Genomic DNA, 17,198 nt, shown 5'->3' with positions numbered 1-17,198 from the left:
CTTCTCAAAAAAGCGGCCCGCTGTCGCCGAAGCGGACCGGAACACGCGCCCTACCATGACCATCATGCTAACGCAGCGCGAATCTCTCGAATCAAAGATAACACTACCGATTGCGGCGCATAGCTAAAAAAAACAAAATTGCGGAGACTATGAACAGCTTGCACAACTGCGAATCAGTTGGCGATCAATTGCCTACAAACGGTCCGAGCGTTTCTCCGATGTCGTGACGGATCACGAGATCAGCGACATCATCCTGTTCCGTGGGCTCATTGTTGATGATCACGAGCCTGGCGCCGCAGTTCCTGGCCATCAGCGGAAAACCTGCAGCCGGCCAAACAACTAGCGAGGATCCGATCGCCAGGAACAGATCGCATTGCTGAGCCAGTTCGGTGGCGCGGCGCATCGCGTCTTCCGGCATTGCCTGTCCGAACGAGATCGTCGCGGTCTTTACCGGCTCGTCGCAGACGGTGCAGTCGGGCGCGCTGCCACTTTCTTCGAAACGTGCCTTTACCCAAGGAAGATCATAGGCATGTCCGCAGCCGATGCAGCGGGCATAGGTGGTATTGCCATGTAATTCGATCACGTCGTCGGCCTTGAAGCCGGACGCCTGATGCAAATTATCAATATTCTGGGTGATGATCGCGGGCGTCTTGCCGGCCTTGTAGAGCGAGGCCAGTGCCCGATGTCCGCGGCCGGGCTTGGCCGCAGCAAAAGTTTCTTCCATCGCAAAGCGCCGCCGCCAGGCCTCGGCCCGCGCGTCGGCACTGGCCACGAATTCGTCGAATGCGATTGGGCGGTTGCGGGTCCACAGGCCGCCGGGGGAACGGAAATCCGGAATGCCGCATTCGGTCGAAATGCCGGCGCCGGTAAAGGGGACGATGCAAGTAGCTTCAGCAATCATGTTGCCGAGTTGCTCGACGCCGCTGCGCAAATCCTTGGCGATCACCGCTGATAGTTCCGAAATGATTGGGCCACGCGACTATAGCACGGACGTCCGGATTGCCAGATCGATATGCCCTGCCCGGCGGCACAGCACTCCTTGGCTTCTTCGGACTTCTTCGCCTTGGGCGCGGGTGCGCTTTCCGCTTTCTTCACCGGTGGCTTGCCGTATTGGGCGAGCTTCTCCAGTTCCGCTTCGCGTTCGGCGCGGCGTGTAGCGACTTTCTCGAACAGCTTGTCGGTGGCGTGTTCGCGCAGGCCTGCGAGCTCTTCGATGCTCGTGAATCCAGATCGATCTTTGCCATTGGAACCTCCCGTTTTGTGTCTCGCTAACGGGAACCCGCGTGAGCGATAAGAATTCAGCACACTTTTATCCACCGTTTCGCCGCGCAACGACGCGCGATCACGATGCTCCAATGTCGCCTCCCAATTCACGCCTCATTTGCGCTCGCAGTTGATGGCGGGGCACGAATCAAAACAAGCAACGGATGGGCGATGACAGAGAAGGAAGAAAGACTCGCGCGGGACCGGGCCGAAATTGCAGCACGTGTCGCAAGTTTCAGGCAAACCCAGCAGAAGTTCGAACGCGAGCGTGAAGAGTATTACGAGACGACGCTGGCGAACGCGCTGAACGGATCCGGTCGACCCTCCTTCTGGCGCTAGCCCGGAACCGGCAGGCGCATTTGCGTATCCCTCGCGTTATTTCTAATGGAATATCACGCGGAACCCATGGAGAATTCATCGCGGGGCGGAACGAAGTCAGCGCGGCGACGTTTTCCTCACAAGTGCAGCAACCTTGCGAGAGGTGAAAGCACGAAAGACCCCGTCGGCATCCTCGGATGTAGGCGGGGTTTTTAATTGCCTATCAGACCGGATGCGCCGTCACGGGATCGCGAGCCATGCGATCGCGCGGGTCTGATCATCGAACTGCGCAGGAACAAACACGCCCCTCGCGGAGTTTATCGTGAGGGAGAAGTGCGTCATGCCCGTGTGGGTGGAAATTCTGATCAATGTGATCGGTTACGCCGGCTTCATCGCCATCGCGACCTATCACAGATCGCCAGGCGAAAACTTGCCCGATCGTTGAGCGCCGGAGTCGCGGGCGTCAGTTCGCCTTATGCGGTTCTCCCGCGGTGCGGACCAGCCTGTCGGCCTTGACCAGCACCTGGTCGCTTTCAGCTTGCGGCCGCAATGAAAAGCTGATGACGACAAAGACGAGACACAGCAGCAGGCCGACCACCATGACGCGCCTGTGAGTCGGGTTGTCTGCGTTGTGAAACGAAGGGAACATGGCCTGTTTTCCTCAAGGCCATTCCCTATCGCAACGTCGGATACGCACAACGCTATCTGGATTTTAACCTAACCAAATAGGGTTATCTGCGTTTCTCAGTGAATTTGAGACGGCAGCCGCAGCGCTTTTTAACTTCCGCACGCGGTCGGTTTCCCGTTATTTCAATCGTCGGCAGCGAGTTCGAAACCTCGTCTCGGGGCGTCGCGCTTCCCAATGTCCGCAAACGGCTCCCTCATCCCCCCTTGCGGGATCTGCGCCAAACCACGATCCGCGCCGAGGGTGAAGCGAAGCAATCCTGCATTCATCGAAAAAAGACTCCTTTTGTTCTCCTGGAACGAACAGGGGGCGCATTTTCCAGCACGATTGCCTTCTTAAGATACCGTTACCTCGCGGTGCCGGCCGTCGAACCTTTTCGGCGCCATCCGTACTCATCTAAAAAGGTGCTGCGATGACCCAAGCCGACCATTACCGAGAGCAGTCCACCAGGGCGCGGCGGCTTGCCGAAGCCGTGAAGGATCCGGAAGCCTCGAAGAAGTTGATCGAGATGGCCGAGGAATTCCGCCTCTACGCCGAGCGGCTGGAACAGAGGCATTGATTTTTTTGCACCCGGCGCGAAATCTTAACCGCGCATTTACCGAGTCCCCCTGAAGTGCTGCGCCGTTAACCGAACCTCTTTACAAGACGTAAATGCGCGCCTGACAGGTTTGGCCCAGGAGGGTCAATCCCATGGTCATTTATCCCATACCGGTTGAAGTGACGCAGGCCAGAATTCAACTCGTCGTCGACCAGAACGCCAAGGCGCCGCCGAATACGATCAATCAGGATCTTCAGGCCGTCTATCATGCCAAGGCGGCCGCCGTCGAAGCGGCGCTTGCGGAAGTGCAGGCCGACGAACCGTCCCTGCTTGACGTCAAGGTCTGACCTGACGGGAATACTAACTTGTGCGCAAGGGCCCGGCTGCGTCCGGCCGCTCCCTCTCACGCTCGCCATGCGAGTTGCTGCGCATGCACGACGCTGAGCATCACCAGGCCGCCGATGCCGGCGAGCACGGCCAGCTCTGCGAACCACACCCACTGCGGCTTTTCCTTGTAAGCGAGAAAGGCGGAGCAGATCGTACACACGATCGTCGGCATATTCGCGGTGAAGTGGATGCGCAAAGGCTAACGCGTCGGCGCGTGAGACCACTGTGCCCCGGGTCACATCGGCGACGCGGTCATCGCGCTATCGTCGCGCCATGATGCTGTTTCGCACCATCGTGATCTGGGCCGTGCAAGTGCTGCTGTTTTGCGTCGGCATTGGTGTCGCGGGACTGTCCGCGCACCTGTTCGGCCCGATCATTGCCGAGACTTTCAGCATCCACGAACTGATCCCGACCGTGCTGATCTTTTTCGCGGTGGCAGCAGCGCTGGGCTGGATCGGAAACAGGTTCTGGCCCGAAGATTGGATGTGCGATCCCCTGCTCTAGCCCGCTGCGACGGATTACGGCGTGCAGCGGCCTTATCGCGGTATCGTCTCGGCGCGATAGATGTTCGTTCCCGAGGTCTCGACGATCCGGCCCTTGAGCGATTTCACGAACGCCTTCGAGCCTTCGACGGCGAAATGGGTGCGCAACGCCGCCTCGTCTTCCCATCGTTCGAAGAAGAACAGCCGCAACGGGTTCTGGCAGTCGACATGCACGTCATGCGAAATGCAGCCGGGCTCCTTGCGGGAGCGCTCGACATGCTCGATGCACGAGCGAAGCACGTCGTCGAACGTGTCCTCGCGCGCCAGAATGCTGCCGGTTACGATAATCATGCCGATCCCCCGTTCGCGCCAGCCAACCGCCCGCCCTCGAAAGGCGCCGGTCATTACGCGTCGAGGCGGGCAGTTCTTTCGTTAATGCATCAGGCGCGGCACGACAACCGATACCGCCAGCAACACGCCGAGGCTGCTGACCACGGACAATTTCATCCGGGCCGTCCTGAAATCGGTGATCGGTAGCACGAGAAAGAAAGCCATCGCGAGTATGAGCAGGCCGTAGAACAGGTACATCATCGATCCTCCATTGGCGCGACAATGGAGGGCGGCGCTGGTTGCGTATGTGGAGGGGATCACGCAGGTCATGTGACGCTCTGGGGGCCGAAACAGATGCCAACAACAAGCCGGGACAAAACAAGCCCCAACAACGCTATTAGCGTCGCTTATGAAGCTTCGTCGGCCCCGGGGCTTCAGAATAACAAATACTGCAATTTTACGCTTTTGGTTGTTTTGATGGCAACTTGAGCGTGCCACACCGTTCCTCGATCAAAGTTCGAGAGAGAATGGGAATGCTTGGAAAGTTTCTGCGCGACGAGAACGGCGCCACCGCAATCGAATACAGCCTCATCGCCGGGTTTATCGCATTGGCCATCATCGCCGCCGTCGGAATGACCGGACAAAGGCTCGTGGAGCTGTTCGAGAGTCTTATTCCGGCGCTGACGCGGTAGGTTACGATCAAAACATTATTGCAAAGGCAAGGCTAGCGAGGCCGACCAGAACCCAGAGCGCAATCCCGGCAAGCATTGATTCAAATTCACCCGGGTCTTGTCGGCCAAATAGCCGGAGTACGCACAGTCCGGTGCCGACGATAACAACTTCGAGAAGCGCTTCGATCATCCTTCACGTCGCCGCGGCGTGCCTCGCCGTTTCGCGCTTGTCCAGGTTTCGCGTAAACTGGACGGAGTGAGACCCGCAGCCCCTGCCCTACATTGCAATTTGCTGCTAATTGTTGCCCTCGGGAGCTGAAGAAACTCCAAATTTCGCAAAGACCAGAGGACAACAAACATGCGCTATCTCCACACCATGCTGCGCGTCCGCAATCTCGATACCGCGATGAAGTTTTACCGGGATGCGCTAGGGCTGAAGGAAGTACGCCGGGTCGATAATGAGAAGGGCCGCTTCACGCTGGTGTTCCTGTGCGCGCCCGAGGATGAGGGCCTGTTCAAGGCGGCGCCGCAGAACCGTGGCGCGCCGCTGGTCGAACTCACCTATAATTGGGACGAGGAGAAATATGGCGAGGACCGCTATTTCGGCCACCTCGCCTATGAGGTCGACGACATCTACGCCACCTGCGACCGCCTGATGAAGGCCGGCATCACCATCAACCGTCCGCCCCGCGACGGCAACATGGCGTTCGTGCGCTCGCCCGATCTGCATTCGATCGAGCTGTTGCAGAAAGGCGAGCCGAAGCCGCCAGCCGAGCCGTGGACCTCGATGCCGAACACCGGCCACTGGTAGGCCTTGTACCATTTCTTCGTCCACGTCCGTCATCCGAGCTACCGGCTCGTGACCCGAGCGGACGCGCCGTTTCCTGAGCGCGAATGGCGGCTGACGCGCGGCCGCCATTCCGACGACGTCAACGCCGAAGTGCGCGAGGCGGTGGAGCGCGACGGCTACTCGCTGTTTCGGATCGGATTGTCGCTCGCGGAAACTCCGAAATCATAAAACGTTCCTCGCCTTGCGTTGTTTTATCCGCAGGAACTGGCCACGGCATGACGCGTTTTCTCCTCGAATACATTTTGAAGGAGGAAATGATGGGACGAGGGCTTTTGCTTTGGTTGCTGGGCGTGCCTATTCCGGTGATCATTCTGCTCTGGCTGTTCCTGGGCCACTGACCGAGCTGACGTTAGCCTTGCATAATGCGAGAAACGGGCTCTGTCGCGCTGCGGCAGAGCCCTGTTTTTTTTGTTGACGCTGGCCGTGCGCGAACGCGAGCTTTTTCGTCGATCTTCGGCTAAGAACTGAGCGCAGGCAGATCAGCGGGAGCGAGGCGCGTGGCCGACAACAAGAAACAACAACTCACCATCTGGGGCCGGGCCAACTCGGTCAACGTTCAAAAAGTGCTGTGGTGCCTCGCCGAGCTCGATCTGGCCTATGAACGAATCGACGCCGGCATGCAATTCGGCAGGAACAACGAGGAGCCCTATCTCGCGATGAATCCGAACGGCCGCGTGCCGACGCTGGTGGATGGCGACTACGTGCTTTGGGAATCCAATTCGGTGATGCGTTATCTCTGCATGGCCTATGGTGAGGGCTCGCCGATCTATCCCGCGCAGCCGAAGGCGCGCGCCGGCGTCGATCGCTGGCTCGACTGGACGCTGTCGACATTGCAGCCGGTCGACCGGCCGGTGTTCTGGGCGCTGGTGCGCACGCCGGTCGAAAAGCGCGACATGGTCGCGATCCAGAAGGATGCCGACGCGGAAGGTCTGGTGTGGCGGATCGTCGAGGCGCAGCTGGCGACGCGGCGCTTCATCGAAGGCGATCAGTTCACGATCGCCGATATCGCGCTCGGCGCTTATGCGCGGCGCTGGTTCGGCGTCGAGGGCGTCACCAAGCAGAGGCTGCCGAACCTCGAACGCTGGTTCGCGCAATTCGCTGCCCGCCCCGGTTTCGCCAAGTTCATCGCGCCACCGATGACGTAAGGGCTTGTTCAGCGCGAGCCGCTGGATACACCAGCGCCGACGCTTATCGCGCCGCCGATCTTCATGCAGGTGTTGGTGCCTTCGATTCTGACGAAGCCCGCGCCGTATTCCGCGCACGCATTAGCCGAACTCGGACGCTTCAGCGGAAGCGACTTGCCCGATGTCGAGGCCTTGTCGGGCTTTTGCGGGCGGGGTTGCTCGGCGAACGCGGGAACCGAAGGCAGCAGCACCGCGATCATGACCAGGAGAGATTTTCGCATCCCGCCTTTTATCGCTGCTTGCGGATCGATGCCAGATTAGCGGACGAACTTGACGCCGACCGATTTGCCGCGGCGCCAGACCACTTCGCAGCGGCGTCCGGTCCTGGCATCGCGCGAAAACGCCAGCCGCAACTTGGCCGGCAGCGAGTTGGGATCCTCGATCGTAACCTTCGCCCCCGTCGTGGACAGATCCTGCACCACGCACTGGCGCGCGGCAAAACCGCCTTCGAGTGTGATCCACCCGGGCTGGCTCAACGATTTGCGCGTCTCGCGCTTCTTGCTCGATAGCAAAGCCATATCGGAAGTTCCCCCCGATACAGCCTTACGCCAGGCGGCTTTAAAATTCGTTGCGTGTCGCCTGTCGCCGTCGCGCCGATCGAGATCAAAAACAGCCGCAAAACGCCTTTTCGAGCGGCTTGCCCACCCGGCCAAACGCCACTATACGTTCGCCCGTCGCCGCCTCCACGAACCTTGGACGGCCGGTGGCCAACACGGCCCATCAAGCGCCTAACGCCTTGATTTTCCGGTTGTTTTGCTCCCTTCGTCTATCGGTTAGGACGCCACCCTTTCACGGTGGAGAGAGCGGTTCGATTCCGCTAGGGAGCGCCAAGACCCCGAATCCGCGGCCGGTCTTTGATTTGCTGTGTTCCGCACTCCTCAAAACCAAATTTTGCCGCGTCCGCTTGGTTGCCGTGCGGACGCTCGCTCGGCGAGCGGTACGCGTAAGCAGGGTCGCTGGCACCGAAAACCCAGCGCAATCTCGACCGTACTCAATCAGGAAGATTGCGCATCTACTTTGAGCGACCCTTTATTTAATTATCGATTTAAGTACCTCCAATTAAATAGAACTCAATGGATTGCAATGACCGCAAATGCAGCCGCAGCGAGCCGGGCTAGCGGATGTGGGGCAGCGCAGCGCAACCTATAATGGCTGAAATTATTCTACTAAGAGGTAATTCAGTAAGCCGGCGCCTCTTTACGAGTTTTTAATGAATGATATATGTCGGGAAAATCTGGCAATTCGTGCCAGCAGATAAAAGTCATTTGTGAATTCCAGTTATTGGCAGGAGTAGGCGATGATTAACACGCGTGGAATCTTTGTGGCCGCATTGCTCGCGGGAGTTACAGCCCTTTCGAGCGCTGCTAATGCCAGTCTGGTGCTTTCATCTGGTAACGGAGGCGGCACCGATCAGAACGTGATCTTTCAGAACGTCACTGGAAACAACACGACCTCGCTGACCACCGACACCAATTCAAATCCGGCAAATCGGGTAACGTTCCAGAGCAACGAGGCTTTGACCGGTACGAACTCAAGCGGCCAGGCGAGAATTTCAGACACCGCGGACGACGGGTTCAATCTGCTTACTTGGTTCCTGGCGAATAGTAGCCTGGGATTTACCACGAACGTCTTCAACATTAACGATCTGACCGCCACGCTGGCCGATATCACTGTGGTCACTAATTTGCAGACGATAACGTTTGAAGACATCGCCATCAGCTTGAACGGCAATAACTTCTTCACGCTGCAATCGGGCGGCGGGGAAATCATCCAAAGCGTTTCTATCCTGGCGCTCAATGGTGGTTTCTTCGATGACGTGAGGCAGGAACGCCTCGGCGGCGTTCAGACGATCTCGGGCGCGGTGCCGGAGCCTTCGACCTGGGCGATGATGATCCTCGGCTTCTTCGGCGTCGGCTTCCTGGCCTATCGCCGCCGGAATCAAGGCAACGTACGCCTGGCCTGATCCAACAAGACGTCGCATCGTTTGCTGTGGGTAGGCCTTTCTCCACGGTCGACCAGCCCTGATGCGTTGCATGCGCACCTGACGCCATGTGCCCTCCGGCCTTGGAGGCTCCGTCTTGGGAGCCTATGGATCGAGATCCCCGCGCGAAGGAACTGGCCAGAGGCTCTCGCGAACTTCGAGCACCAACTCGATGCATTCAAAGCCCGGGTCCGATACCGATCGAAGGTCCCTCCAATTCAGTGTCTGGCGTCGACCGATCCTCGTCTGATGTCGACCGATCCTCAAATTGCGTTCGCCATGAGGTCGTCGCGGCCATGAAAACCCGGACCACCGAAGGCCACTGCATGGTCGGCATTCGGGAAAGCCACCTCTCCTAGCGCTATCCGCGCGACTTCCCGTCAATCCCGACGGCCCAGCACCTCGGTTCGCTCAGCCGGCGGTCGCCTTTCTTTGGCGCGCCGCGAACCACAATTTCGGCTTGCTTCGTTCTCACACCATGCGCTCCATCCGCCGCGCGAGAACTGCTTCTTTTCGGAAACCAAGTGAGTAAAGTCGTTTCAACGGCCGCATGCCCCTCACACGTTTTTGCGAAAACAATGCGCGACTACACGCTCAAGGAGAAGCGAAGATAACTGCTGGCGCTGTCGCGGCGCTCATCATCGTGGCGTGGCTTGCTGTCCTCGCATTGGCGCTGTTGTCGGCGGGATAGATCGCGGCTGGCGATGTTGCAGGAACTTTGTTCTACTACCGGAACGATCTCCGGAACTTTGTTCTACCCCGGAGAACTACTTCAGGAACTTTGTTCTTCTCCGGAGAACTACGGAGCCGACAGGTACGCAACTCAATGACTAACAATCTCTCACGCGTCGACGGCACGCGAGTCCTCTCCGATCTTCGCGCATTGCGTGCAATCGGCACGTATAAGTCCGGTGTTCACAAGCCGACATTCTCGGAGCCGCATCTGCGTTCACTAGCATGGCTGGTGCAGCGGCTGCCCGAGGCCGGCCTTGCGGGCGAGATCGATGGCATCGGCAATATCATCGGCACCAGCACGAAAGACGGACCGAAGCTGTTGGCGGGATCGCATCTGGAAAGCCAAAACCACGCGGGCTGGCTCGATGGACCGCTCGGCGTGATCTATGCGCTCGAAGCCGCCCGCGTCATCAATCCCGATCCTGACATTAAAGGCGCCGTTGAAGTTGCGTCCTGGTGCGACGAGGAAGGGCATTTCGGACATTTCCTCGGCAGCCGGTCCTATGTCGGCGGCGTCACCGAAGCCGATATCGACGCGGCGCGCGACCGCAACGATGGCAGGAGCATGCGCGATGCGCTGCGCGACGCTGGCTTGGCCGGTCGCGCTCGCGCGCGATGCGAACGCGGCCGGCATATCGGATATCTGGAAGCCCATATCGAACAGGGCGAGACGCTCGAAAGCAGCGGTCTCAACATCGGGATCGTCACGTCCATCGTCGGCATCTGGCAATATCGCATCGCCTTCACCGGCGAACAGAACCACGCCGGCACCACGCGGATGGCAGTTCGCCGCGATGCCGGCCTCGCGCTCGCCAGGTTCTGCGTCGCGATCGACGACCGCTTCCCCGCGGCCTGCGGTCCGCGCACGGTGTGGACCACGGGCCGCATCACCCTCGATCCCGGCGCGCCCAGCATCATCCCGGGCGCGGCGGAAATGCTATTCCAGATTCGCGACGACGACCCCGGCGTGATCGCGCGGCTGGAAGATCTCCTCCGCAGCATGGCTGCCGAGGTCGGCGCGCAGGGCCGCTGCAGCGTCGCGGTGGAGCGCATCCGCACCGGGGCGCCTGCGTTGATGGACGTCTCATTCCAGCAGGCCATCGAACAGGCCGGCGCAGCTTTTGCCGGCGGCAGATCGCTCCGCATGCCAAGCGGCGCCGGCCACGACGCCCAGATTCTTGCCACTGTCATGCCGGCGGGCATGCTGTTCGTGCCCTCGATCGGCGGCATCTCTCACCACTGGACCGAGAACACCGCCGACGCCGACATCGTCACGGGGGCCGAGGTGTTTGTTGATGCCTGCCGGCGGCTGTTGGCGCGATAAGGCGGCACGAGAAACGACATGGCCGCTGAAACCAAGCCGACCCGTTCGATCAGGGATATTCCACCAGGCGTATGGGTCCTGGGCTTTGTCTCGATGCTGATGGACATCTCGTCGGAGATGATCCACGCTTTGCTGCCGATCTACCTGGTCTCGGTGCTCGGCGCGTCGATGGTGACGGTCGGCGTCATCGAAGGCATCGCCGAGGCCACCGCCTCCATCACCAAAATATTCTCCGGCGCGCTCTCGGACTGGCTCGGCAAGCGCAAATGGCTGGCCGCCATCGGCTATGGACTCGCGGCCTTCACCAAGCCGGTGTTTCCGCTCGCACCAACCGTCGGCTGGCTGGTGGCTGCGCGTTTCGTCGACCGGATCGGCAAGGGCATTCGCGGCGCGCCCCGCGACGCGCTGGTGGCGGATCTCTCGCCGCCCGACCTGCGCGGCGCGAGTTTTGGACTGCGCCAATCGCTCGACACGATCGGCGCCTTCACAGGCCCGCTGCTCGCCATTGCCCTGATGTGGTGGACGGCTGATAACTTCACGACGGTGTTCTGGGTTGCCGTGATCCCCGCCTTCCTGGCGTTCGCGCTGATCGTTTTCGCCGTGCGCGAGCCGGAACGACCGAAAGCGCTGCGCACCGTGCGCAATCCGATCAGCCTGGCCGAGGTCAAAAACCTGGGAACGGCCTATTGGTGGGTGGTGGCGGTCGCAAGCGTGTTCACGTTGGCGCGCTTCAGCGAAGCCTTCCTCGTTCTCCGCGCCCAGAATGTCGGGCTGCCGGTCATGCTGGTGCCTGCCGTGCTGGTGGCCATGAATGTTGTCTATGCCCTCGCTGCCTATCCCGCCGGCGTCATGTCGGACCGCATGAGCCGGACGGCCGTGCTGGCGGGCGGCATTGTGTTGCTGATCGCTGCGGATGTCGTGCTGGCCCTGATGCCCTCGGTGGGCGGCGTTGCGCTGGGCGTCGTGCTATGGGGCCTGCACATGGGGCTGACGCAAGGCTTGCTGGCTGCGCTGGTTGCCGATACGGCGCCGGCTGAGTTGCGCGGCACGGCTTTCGGATTCTTCAACCTGCTCGGCGGCGTGGCGATGCTCGCTGCCAGCGTTATTGCCGGCGCGCTCTGGGATATCGCGGGGCCGCAAGGCACGTTCCTGGCCGGCGCCGCCTTCGCGCTGGCCGCGCTGGCGGGATTGCTGATGGTACGGGGCAAGATCGGCCAACGGATCCGCGTTTAAGCCGATGGCGGATTGATCCGCCATTGCGGCGCCCGCAAAGGCTGGAACTTCAAACCTTGCTTGGCGACAAGGAGTCGCGTTCGACTTTTCTTGCAAACGGCTGAGTTTACGGCCATTTACGCTCGCATGAGGTAAGTTCCGCAAGATGTTGCTGCTCCAGGCCCTCCCCACATCGATCGGCGTTGCCGCCATTGCACCGGCGTTGCTGGTGCTCTGGCTCGTCATTGCCGCCGACGAACGCCCTGGCCCGCCGGCGCGGGTATGGCTGGCGTTCGTACTCGGGGCCGCCAGCATTTCGCTGTTGGGAGTGGCGCGCGCCCCGTTTGCCGCGATCCTTGCCGTGCCGGGAAACCCCTGGATGACGCAGGGCCTGCGTTCCATCTTCGGCGTCGCCGCACCGGAAGAAATCGTCAAGGTCCTCGTGATCATTGCCGTATCGCTGCCGGTGCGTCGACGCACGTTTGCGGATCCGATGGACACCGTGGTCTACGGCGCGGCCGCCGGCCTCGGCTTCGCGGCTTACGAAAACCTCGCTTATCTGGTGCAACACGCCGACATGTGGCGCTCGCTGGCGGCCTTGCGCAGCGTGCTGACGGTGCCGTTCCACGGCGCGCTCGGCATCATCGCGGGCGCCTATATCGCGATCGCGCGCGCCGGCACCGCGCTCGGCGCGCATCGGCATCACCGGGACTGGGCGCGGATCTCGAGCTGGTGCCTGGCGCTGTTCGCGCCGGTGGCGCTGCACGCCGCCTTCGACTTTCCTCTGCTGACGTTGCAGAAACATCCCGATCTCGGCCCCACCACGCGAATGCTGCTGGCGGCGACGAGCCTTTTGATCGGCTTCAGCTCGATCGGATTTGCCATCCGCCTGGTGCGGCGCGTCGGCCGCCATCATGCGCCGCGCACCGAACTTGCACGCGAGCGGCTGAGCCAGTTGCGGCGGATGTGGGCGCTCTTGCTGGTGGGCAGCGGTGCGGGCTTCGCGGGCGCGGCTTTCGTGCTGACCTCGCTCCATCACTGGTTCGTCAATCCGGATCGCAACGCCTCGCTGCTTCTCGTTCCGCTCGGCATGACCTCCATTCTGATAGGCCTGGCATTGTTGCTGGCGACATCTGCGGTTTATGTGTTCGGCCGCAACCGCATCAGGACGTCCTCGGAGGGATTCTCGTCGGCGCCCGAACCGGGCTGAGTGTCGTCTTCCCGTCGTTGATCTCGCTTAAACCTCACGAACAAATTTCACCCGCAGTCGGCGTACAGGCTATATTGGACACTCAATCGGCGCGGCAGGCATCGGGAGTTTTCCAATGACCCTTCCCCAGGATGGCGGCCCCCCAGACTTCGGCAAACTGCAGTCTGAAATGAACGCCGCGGTGAAGGCGCGCTGGAAGGCTTTTCTGTTCGAAGGCATCGTGCTCGCCCTGCTCGGCCTTGCTGCGATGATCGTGCCGCCTCTGGCTAGCCTCGCCGTCACCATCTTCCTTGGCTGGATGTTTCTGATCAGCGGCATTGCCGGGCTGTTCGTCACGTATTGGGCGCGGCAGATGCCCGGCTTCTGGTGGTCATTGTTTTCGGCGGCGCTGGCCGTTCTGGCCGGCGGTATCCTGCTCGCAAGGCCTATGGAGGGCATCCTCACCCTCACTATCGTGGTCGGCGCGTATTTTCTCGCCGAGGGTGTCGTCACCATCATGTACGCCCTGGAGCACCGACGCGAATTGTCGGAGCGCTGGTCCTGGCTGCTGATCTCGGGCGTGATGGACCTCCTGATCGCGTTCATCATTGTCGCCGGGCTGCCGGATTCGGCGCGATGGGCGATCGGCCTCCTGGTCGGGATCAACCTTATGCTCGGCGGCGCCTCGATGGTCGGCATGGCGCTCGCCGCGCGCAAATCCTGATGCCGATTATGGGGTGACAAGCCCAAATGGCTGGGCTATAGAGCCTGCCATGATCATGATCGCCGCCAGCAACTTTTGGTATTTTAGCTACGACAGCTCGCTGGCGGTGGGAGGATCGCGCTCAATCTGATGAATTGAAGCATAAAGTCCGAACAGCCGCCAAACCTGGCGGCTTTTTTATTGGCCGGCAGGTTTCCTAACCAGGAGCCAGAGCCGTGTTGAGCACCACCGACGACCTTCGAATTCGCGAACTGAAAGAGCTGAGTACGCCGCAGGAGGTGATGGGCGAGATACCGCGCACCTTGACCGCGACGCGCGTCGTGATGGCGGCGCGCAACGCCATCCACGCCATCCTGAACAGCACCGACGACCGCCTGCTGGTCGTCGTCGGTCCCTGCTCGGTCCACGATCCCGCCGCGGCCGTCGATTACGCCGAGCGGCTCGCCGCGTTGCGCGAACAGCTCGCCGACCGCCTCGAGATCGTGATGCGGGTCTATTTCGAGAAACCGCGCACGACGGTCGGATGGAAGGGTCTGATCAACGATCCCAATCTCGACGGCTCCTTCGACATCAACAAAGGCCTGCGCCTCGCCCGCAACGTATTGTCCGCCGTGAACAATCTCGGCCTGCCGGCCGGCACCGAATTCCTCGACATGACGACGCCGCAATACATCGCCGACCTGATGGCGTGGGCGGCGATCGGCGCGCGCACGACCGAGAGCCAGATCCACCGCGAGCTCGCGTCCGGGCTGTCATGCCCGGTCGGCTTCAAGAACGGCACCGACGGCAATGTCCGCATCGCGGCGGATGCCGTGAAATCGGCCTCTCATCCGCATCATTTCATGGCGGTGACCAAGGGCGGACGCTCGGCGATCGCGGCGACCACCGGCAACGAGGACTGCCACATCATCCTGCGCGGCGGCCACAAGCCGAACTACGACCGCGAAAGCGTTGAAGCCGCCTGCCTCGAACTTGCCCGTGCCGGCGTCGCGCCGCGGCTCATGATCGACACCAGCCACGCCAACAGTTCCAAGAAGCCGGAGAACCAACCGTTGGTGGTCGCTGACATCGCACGCCAGATCTCGAACGGCGAACAACGCATCACCGGCGTGATGATCGAGAGCAACCTCGTCGCCGGCCGCCAGGATGTGGTGCATGGCAAGCCCCTGACCTATGGGCAGAGCATTACCGATGGCTGCATCGACTGGGAAACAACGGTGTCCGCGCTGAACGTGCTGGCCGATGCGGTGACGACGCGCCGGAACGCACAGTCGCGCAAGTTCCGGGAAGAGCGTTCGGCTTAAGCCGCCCGGCTCAAGGACGGTGAAGCAGGGCACGCCGACTGCGCGCCCTGCTTCTGCCTGTTAAAGCACCAACCACGATCCGAACGTGCACGCATAATCGGCACCCGTCCCCCAAACGGCTGATTGCGCCGGCAAGCCCGCAGCACAGGCTTTGCAAGAATCGGCGGGGCTGTGGGATAGCTCACATGAAGAAATCACGCTTCGAAATATACGTTCCTGCAGCAGTCAGGCCCGTAACCGGTCCCTTAGCGGTGTGGGCAATTCGAACACTGTTTCATTATTTTTTTGGAGTATTGCGATGATCAATTCGGTCGTTCGATTGTTGTTGGCGGTGGTTCTACTTGCTCCGATTTCAGCATTTGCGGCCGATCAGGCCCACGTTCAATTGTGTTGGGCGATGGGCAAGTTCGATCATACGGTCTACTTCGCCGAAGTCGGGAATCGCGAGGACCGGCAGGTGAGCTTCGATACGCTGCTCGAGATATCAGCCATCGATCATCACGCCGTGAAATGCACCACGTCAGATTTTGAGACGCATCGCGTAGCGCGTGCGCAATTGATGAAGGATTGGCGGGAATCCGAATTTGCGATCGTGAACACAACGTTCCTGTCGGACCTCGACTACTAGAGCGTGGAGATTGGCGCCGACATTGCCTCAAGCTCCGCGGTCTTCGTTGGATGGATGCTCGGCGAGGCCAATGGCCCCATGCGGACATACACCTCGTTCGGCACCCCGTAGTCCCGCATCACCTGGGAGATCTTGTTGAGGCCGCAGGCCTCGCGTTGCACGACGAAGAGCCAGAGCGCATATCCCGCCTGTTCGACGAGTCCATCGCGGATTTTTCGATCGGAGTTTGCCGTCCGCGGGCATGCGGCAAGTGCCGCCAGCGCGGCCTCAAGCCGCCGTCCAAGCCGTCCGAGCGCTGACGCCCTCTCCTGGGCGATCTCATGCTCGAGAGTTGCGTATCCAGAACGAAGTAAATCCAACGTCATACTGGCGCGCTCCGAAACATTGGCCTGCCAATTATCTCTCTTATCTTATTGGTCGGCAGGGCGCTGTTCAAGACAAGGTCAGAACACGTCGATCGTCGGGAAGCGAGGCTCCCCAGTGAGGCAATCCCAAAGGTAGATGGCAAGCCCGACGCGATGCCAGGAGCGAGCGGGATACGGACTGATCGCCGATATCGATCAGCCCGGTTATTTCGGTGTCTGAACAGCCTCGGCGTCTTGAGCGCCCGGCAACAAGCGTGTATCGGCGCGAGCGGAATTCAGATGCCGCGCCGGCCACATCGCCGTCGCCGAAGCAGGTGATCGATTGAGCTCAGAACCACAAACGAGGCCCGTGGCTGCATCCAGCTCATTCGCAGCCATGAAGTCGCAGCCCTATCGCGCTCAGTTCATGGCCTACGTGCTGGTGCATCGCCGCGCGGCGAAGTACGGCTGAGATCGCAAGCGGAGATCAGCCGCAAGCCAACAGGGATCGCAGCAACCATCGCTTTCCGGTTCTCAGGGAGCAGGTTCCCTAGCAGCCGCGGCAGATGCTCTTGATCTTGCGGTCGAGCGCTGCGTTTTCCTTGCTCAAGGGATCGTTCGGGTCAGTCACGTTCTTTTCGGGCACGTCGCTGCGGCGAGGCTGACGGTGTCCGATCGGCGCCTCCGGAATCCCTCCAGCACTCGGGCTGCTACTCTTTGGCATTGTCGACGTCCCGCCCTGCGCGAACGCAGCAGGCATGCCGAGCAGGACCATCAGCGCGACCGACAAGGTTGTTTTTTGCATCCTGATTCTCCCGCCTTTTATTAAATTCAATTAACGTGTCCGTTCCGGCACGTCGATCGTGGCGCAGTTGCGGCGTCCCTGGGCCGCGCAGTCCTGCGCCTTTCGTACGTCGGCCATGGTGCCGAGCAACCAGATTCCGGCGGCCACCAGCACCACGAAGAAGCCGAGCAGCACCGCGTTTTCGATTCCGCGATGGCGCTCTTCTTCTTGCGGCTCCCGTTTCTCCTCGCCGTCCTCCGTCATC

28 protein-coding genes and 1 tRNA gene are annotated in these 17,198 nt (G+C 60.8%); 17 read left to right on the top strand and 12 right to left on the bottom strand.

Features of this window, described 5'->3' with window-relative positions; genetic code table 11:
- Positions 1-184 precede the first annotated feature (184 nt).
- Positions 185-946, bottom strand: coding sequence for a Sir2 family NAD-dependent protein deacetylase (locus ACH79_RS31815; RefSeq protein WP_161854480.1), 762 nt, complete (start codon positions 944-946; stop codon positions 185-187).
- The gene (locus ACH79_RS43300) at positions 943-1,356 is read right to left on the bottom strand and encodes a hypothetical protein (protein WP_202639081.1); all 414 of its coding nucleotides are present in this window, start codon (positions 1,354-1,356) and stop codon (positions 943-945) included. The genes ACH79_RS31815 and ACH79_RS43300 overlap by 4 nt, the downstream gene beginning before the upstream one ends.
- Before the next feature lie 78 nt (positions 1,357-1,434).
- Here ACH79_RS43300 and ACH79_RS43295 point away from each other — a divergent pair, with 78 nt between their 5' ends.
- Complete coding sequence (locus tag ACH79_RS43295; protein ID WP_202639080.1) at positions 1,435-1,602, top strand: hypothetical protein; 168 nt, start codon at positions 1,435-1,437, stop codon at positions 1,600-1,602.
- Positions 1,603-2,044: 442 nt separating this feature from the next.
- Here ACH79_RS43295 and ACH79_RS31805 read toward each other — a convergent pair whose 3' ends face one another.
- Positions 2,045-2,230: a hypothetical protein gene (locus ACH79_RS31805; RefSeq protein ID WP_161854479.1), complete on the bottom strand. Its 186-nt coding sequence runs from the start codon at positions 2,228-2,230 to the stop codon at positions 2,045-2,047.
- Positions 2,231-2,678: 448 nt separating this feature from the next.
- Here ACH79_RS31805 and ACH79_RS43290 point away from each other — a divergent pair, with 448 nt between their 5' ends.
- On the top strand, positions 2,679-2,825 hold the full coding sequence (locus ACH79_RS43290) for a hypothetical protein (protein ID WP_202639079.1): 147 nt from the start codon (positions 2,679-2,681) through the stop codon (positions 2,823-2,825).
- Between the two features lie 131 nt (positions 2,826-2,956).
- The gene (locus tag ACH79_RS31800; protein WP_161854478.1) at positions 2,957-3,151 is read left to right on the top strand and encodes a hypothetical protein; all 195 of its coding nucleotides are present in this window, start codon (positions 2,957-2,959) and stop codon (positions 3,149-3,151) included.
- A 56-nt stretch (positions 3,152-3,207) separates the two neighbouring features.
- Here the strand turns inward: ACH79_RS31800 and ACH79_RS31795 are convergent, their stop codons facing one another.
- Positions 3,208-3,387, bottom strand: a complete 180-nt coding sequence (locus ACH79_RS31795; protein WP_161854477.1) for a hypothetical protein — start codon at positions 3,385-3,387, stop codon at positions 3,208-3,210.
- Between the two features lie 29 nt (positions 3,388-3,416).
- Here ACH79_RS31795 and ACH79_RS31790 point away from each other — a divergent pair, with 29 nt between their 5' ends.
- Positions 3,417-3,695 (top strand): hypothetical protein, encoded by a 279-nt coding sequence (locus ACH79_RS31790; RefSeq protein ID WP_161854476.1) that lies wholly within the window; start codon positions 3,417-3,419, stop codon positions 3,693-3,695.
- Positions 3,696-3,727: 32 nt separating this feature from the next.
- On the opposite strand, the gene ACH79_RS31785 is transcribed toward ACH79_RS31790, so the two are convergent.
- Entirely contained in the window at positions 3,728-4,024 is a 297-nt protein-coding gene (locus ACH79_RS31785; protein WP_161854475.1) for a putative quinol monooxygenase, read from the bottom strand.
- A gap of 81 nt (positions 4,025-4,105) precedes the next feature.
- On the bottom strand, positions 4,106-4,333 hold the full coding sequence (locus ACH79_RS31780) for a hypothetical protein (RefSeq protein ID WP_161854474.1): 228 nt from the start codon (positions 4,331-4,333) through the stop codon (positions 4,106-4,108).
- A gap of 197 nt (positions 4,334-4,530) precedes the next feature.
- Between ACH79_RS31780 and ACH79_RS31775 the strand changes: the two genes are divergently transcribed.
- Entirely contained in the window at positions 4,531-4,695 is a 165-nt protein-coding gene (locus tag ACH79_RS31775; protein WP_202639078.1) for a Flp family type IVb pilin, read from the top strand.
- Positions 4,696-4,702: 7 nt separating this feature from the next.
- On the opposite strand, the gene ACH79_RS31770 is transcribed toward ACH79_RS31775, so the two are convergent.
- Entirely contained in the window at positions 4,703-4,864 is a 162-nt protein-coding gene (locus ACH79_RS31770; RefSeq protein ID WP_161854472.1) for a hypothetical protein, read from the bottom strand.
- Between the two features lie 168 nt (positions 4,865-5,032).
- Between ACH79_RS31770 and ACH79_RS31765 the strand changes: the two genes are divergently transcribed.
- The 4 genes from ACH79_RS31765 (at position 5,033) to ACH79_RS31755 (ending at position 6,669) form a co-directional block, all read left to right on the top strand.
- A complete protein-coding gene (locus ACH79_RS31765) occupies positions 5,033-5,485 on the top strand; it encodes a VOC family protein (RefSeq protein ID WP_161854471.1) in 453 nt (150 codons plus the stop codon).
- Positions 5,486-5,533: 48 nt separating this feature from the next.
- Positions 5,534-5,692: a hypothetical protein gene (locus ACH79_RS31760; RefSeq protein ID WP_202639077.1), complete on the top strand. Its 159-nt coding sequence runs from the start codon at positions 5,534-5,536 to the stop codon at positions 5,690-5,692.
- A gap of 47 nt (positions 5,693-5,739) precedes the next feature.
- A complete protein-coding gene (locus tag ACH79_RS44860) occupies positions 5,740-5,862 on the top strand; it encodes a hypothetical protein (protein ID WP_256380280.1) in 123 nt (40 codons plus the stop codon).
- Positions 5,863-6,021: 159 nt separating this feature from the next.
- A complete protein-coding gene (locus tag ACH79_RS31755) occupies positions 6,022-6,669 on the top strand; it encodes a glutathione S-transferase family protein (protein ID WP_161854469.1) in 648 nt (215 codons plus the stop codon).
- 8 nt (positions 6,670-6,677) lie between these two features.
- On the opposite strand, the gene ACH79_RS31750 is transcribed toward ACH79_RS31755, so the two are convergent.
- Together ACH79_RS31750 and ACH79_RS31745 are read right to left on the bottom strand one after the other, a co-directional pair.
- The gene (locus ACH79_RS31750) at positions 6,678-6,908 is read right to left on the bottom strand and encodes a porin (protein ID WP_246738210.1); all 231 of its coding nucleotides are present in this window, start codon (positions 6,906-6,908) and stop codon (positions 6,678-6,680) included.
- A gap of 57 nt (positions 6,909-6,965) precedes the next feature.
- Positions 6,966-7,226, bottom strand: a complete 261-nt coding sequence (locus ACH79_RS31745; RefSeq protein ID WP_246738209.1) for a PilZ domain-containing protein — start codon at positions 7,224-7,226, stop codon at positions 6,966-6,968.
- Between the two features lie 237 nt (positions 7,227-7,463).
- Between ACH79_RS31745 and ACH79_RS31740 the strand changes: the two genes are divergently transcribed.
- From ACH79_RS31740 to ACH79_RS31705, 8 genes are all read left to right on the top strand, one after another.
- Positions 7,464-7,538, top strand: a tRNA-Glu gene (locus tag ACH79_RS31740).
- Between the two features lie 467 nt (positions 7,539-8,005).
- Positions 8,006-8,671, top strand: a complete 666-nt coding sequence (locus ACH79_RS31735) for a PEPxxWA-CTERM sorting domain-containing protein (RefSeq protein ID WP_161854467.1) — start codon at positions 8,006-8,008, stop codon at positions 8,669-8,671.
- 844 nt (positions 8,672-9,515) lie between these two features.
- On the top strand, positions 9,516-10,748 hold the full coding sequence (locus ACH79_RS31730) for a Zn-dependent hydrolase (RefSeq protein ID WP_161854466.1): 1,233 nt from the start codon (positions 9,516-9,518) through the stop codon (positions 10,746-10,748).
- A gap of 18 nt (positions 10,749-10,766) precedes the next feature.
- Complete coding sequence (locus tag ACH79_RS31725; protein WP_161854465.1) at positions 10,767-11,981, top strand: MFS transporter; 1,215 nt, start codon at positions 10,767-10,769, stop codon at positions 11,979-11,981.
- A 145-nt stretch (positions 11,982-12,126) separates the two neighbouring features.
- Complete coding sequence (locus ACH79_RS31720) at positions 12,127-13,170, top strand: PrsW family glutamic-type intramembrane protease (protein WP_161854464.1); 1,044 nt, start codon at positions 12,127-12,129, stop codon at positions 13,168-13,170.
- Positions 13,171-13,285: 115 nt separating this feature from the next.
- Positions 13,286-13,873 (top strand): HdeD family acid-resistance protein, encoded by a 588-nt coding sequence (locus ACH79_RS31715; protein WP_161854463.1) that lies wholly within the window; start codon positions 13,286-13,288, stop codon positions 13,871-13,873.
- A 215-nt stretch (positions 13,874-14,088) separates the two neighbouring features.
- A complete protein-coding gene (locus tag ACH79_RS31710) occupies positions 14,089-15,177 on the top strand; it encodes a 3-deoxy-7-phosphoheptulonate synthase (protein WP_161854462.1) in 1,089 nt (362 codons plus the stop codon).
- A 298-nt stretch (positions 15,178-15,475) separates the two neighbouring features.
- Positions 15,476-15,805 carry a hypothetical protein gene (locus ACH79_RS31705; RefSeq protein ID WP_161854461.1) on the top strand — a complete coding sequence of 110 codons (330 nt, stop codon included), beginning with the start codon at positions 15,476-15,478 and terminating at the stop codon, positions 15,803-15,805.
- Here ACH79_RS31705 and ACH79_RS31700 read toward each other — a convergent pair.
- The 3 genes from ACH79_RS31700 to ACH79_RS31690 all read right to left on the bottom strand — a co-directional run bounded on the left by ACH79_RS31700 (position 15,802) and on the right by ACH79_RS31690 (position 17,197).
- The gene (locus ACH79_RS31700; RefSeq protein ID WP_161854460.1) at positions 15,802-16,170 is read right to left on the bottom strand and encodes a DUF6665 family protein; all 369 of its coding nucleotides are present in this window, start codon (positions 16,168-16,170) and stop codon (positions 15,802-15,804) included. The genes ACH79_RS31705 and ACH79_RS31700 overlap by 4 nt on opposite strands.
- 529 nt (positions 16,171-16,699) lie before the next feature.
- On the bottom strand, positions 16,700-16,954 hold the full coding sequence (locus tag ACH79_RS31695) for a hypothetical protein (protein ID WP_161854459.1): 255 nt from the start codon (positions 16,952-16,954) through the stop codon (positions 16,700-16,702).
- A 30-nt stretch (positions 16,955-16,984) separates the two neighbouring features.
- A complete protein-coding gene (locus tag ACH79_RS31690) occupies positions 16,985-17,197 on the bottom strand; it encodes a hypothetical protein (RefSeq protein WP_161854458.1) in 213 nt (70 codons plus the stop codon).
- Position 17,198 lies beyond the last annotated feature (1 nt).

This window comes from Bradyrhizobium sp. CCBAU 051011 (assembly GCF_009930815.1).
Lineage (GTDB): Bacteria > Pseudomonadota > Alphaproteobacteria > Rhizobiales > Xanthobacteraceae > Bradyrhizobium.
Note: the sequence above shows the minus strand (reverse complement) of the source record. Positions and strands in the feature narration are given on the sequence as shown.

What these genes read in the sequence shown, in the direction of transcription:
- ACH79_RS43295 (WP_202639080.1), top strand. Translation starts at nt 1,435, where the DNA reads ATGACAGAGAAGGAAGAAAGACTCGCGCGGGACCGGGCCGAAATTGCA.
- ACH79_RS31805 (WP_161854479.1), bottom strand. Translation starts at nt 2,230, where the DNA reads ATGTTCCCTTCGTTTCACAACGCAGACAACCCGACTCACAGGCGCGTC.
- ACH79_RS43290 (WP_202639079.1), top strand. Translation starts at nt 2,679, where the DNA reads ATGACCCAAGCCGACCATTACCGAGAGCAGTCCACCAGGGCGCGGCGG.
- ACH79_RS31800 (WP_161854478.1), top strand. Translation starts at nt 2,957, where the DNA reads ATGGTCATTTATCCCATACCGGTTGAAGTGACGCAGGCCAGAATTCAA.
- ACH79_RS31785 (WP_161854475.1), bottom strand. Translation starts at nt 4,024, where the DNA reads ATGATTATCGTAACCGGCAGCATTCTGGCGCGCGAGGACACGTTCGAC.
- ACH79_RS31780 (WP_161854474.1), bottom strand. Translation starts at nt 4,333, where the DNA reads ATGACCTGCGTGATCCCCTCCACATACGCAACCAGCGCCGCCCTCCAT.
- ACH79_RS31775 (WP_202639078.1), top strand. Translation starts at nt 4,531, where the DNA reads ATGGGAATGCTTGGAAAGTTTCTGCGCGACGAGAACGGCGCCACCGCA.
- ACH79_RS31770 (WP_161854472.1), bottom strand. Translation starts at nt 4,864, where the DNA reads ATGATCGAAGCGCTTCTCGAAGTTGTTATCGTCGGCACCGGACTGTGC.
- ACH79_RS31765 (WP_161854471.1), top strand. Translation starts at nt 5,033, where the DNA reads ATGCGCTATCTCCACACCATGCTGCGCGTCCGCAATCTCGATACCGCG.
- ACH79_RS44860 (WP_256380280.1), top strand. Translation starts at nt 5,740, where the DNA reads ATGACGCGTTTTCTCCTCGAATACATTTTGAAGGAGGAAATGATGGGA.
- ACH79_RS31750 (WP_246738210.1), bottom strand. Translation starts at nt 6,908, where the DNA reads ATGATCGCGGTGCTGCTGCCTTCGGTTCCCGCGTTCGCCGAGCAACCC.
- ACH79_RS31745 (WP_246738209.1), bottom strand. Translation starts at nt 7,226, where the DNA reads ATGGCTTTGCTATCGAGCAAGAAGCGCGAGACGCGCAAATCGTTGAGC.
- ACH79_RS31735 (WP_161854467.1), top strand. Translation starts at nt 8,006, where the DNA reads ATGATTAACACGCGTGGAATCTTTGTGGCCGCATTGCTCGCGGGAGTT.
- ACH79_RS31730 (WP_161854466.1), top strand. Translation starts at nt 9,516, where the DNA reads ATGACTAACAATCTCTCACGCGTCGACGGCACGCGAGTCCTCTCCGAT.
- ACH79_RS31725 (WP_161854465.1), top strand. Translation starts at nt 10,767, where the DNA reads ATGGCCGCTGAAACCAAGCCGACCCGTTCGATCAGGGATATTCCACCA.
- ACH79_RS31720 (WP_161854464.1), top strand. Translation starts at nt 12,127, where the DNA reads ATGTTGCTGCTCCAGGCCCTCCCCACATCGATCGGCGTTGCCGCCATT.
- ACH79_RS31715 (WP_161854463.1), top strand. Translation starts at nt 13,286, where the DNA reads ATGACCCTTCCCCAGGATGGCGGCCCCCCAGACTTCGGCAAACTGCAG.
- ACH79_RS31705 (WP_161854461.1), top strand. Translation starts at nt 15,476, where the DNA reads ATGATCAATTCGGTCGTTCGATTGTTGTTGGCGGTGGTTCTACTTGCT.
- ACH79_RS31700 (WP_161854460.1), bottom strand. Translation starts at nt 16,170, where the DNA reads ATGACGTTGGATTTACTTCGTTCTGGATACGCAACTCTCGAGCATGAG.
- ACH79_RS31695 (WP_161854459.1), bottom strand. Translation starts at nt 16,954, where the DNA reads ATGCAAAAAACAACCTTGTCGGTCGCGCTGATGGTCCTGCTCGGCATG.
- ACH79_RS31690 (WP_161854458.1), bottom strand. Translation starts at nt 17,197, where the DNA reads ATGACGGAGGACGGCGAGGAGAAACGGGAGCCGCAAGAAGAAGAGCGC.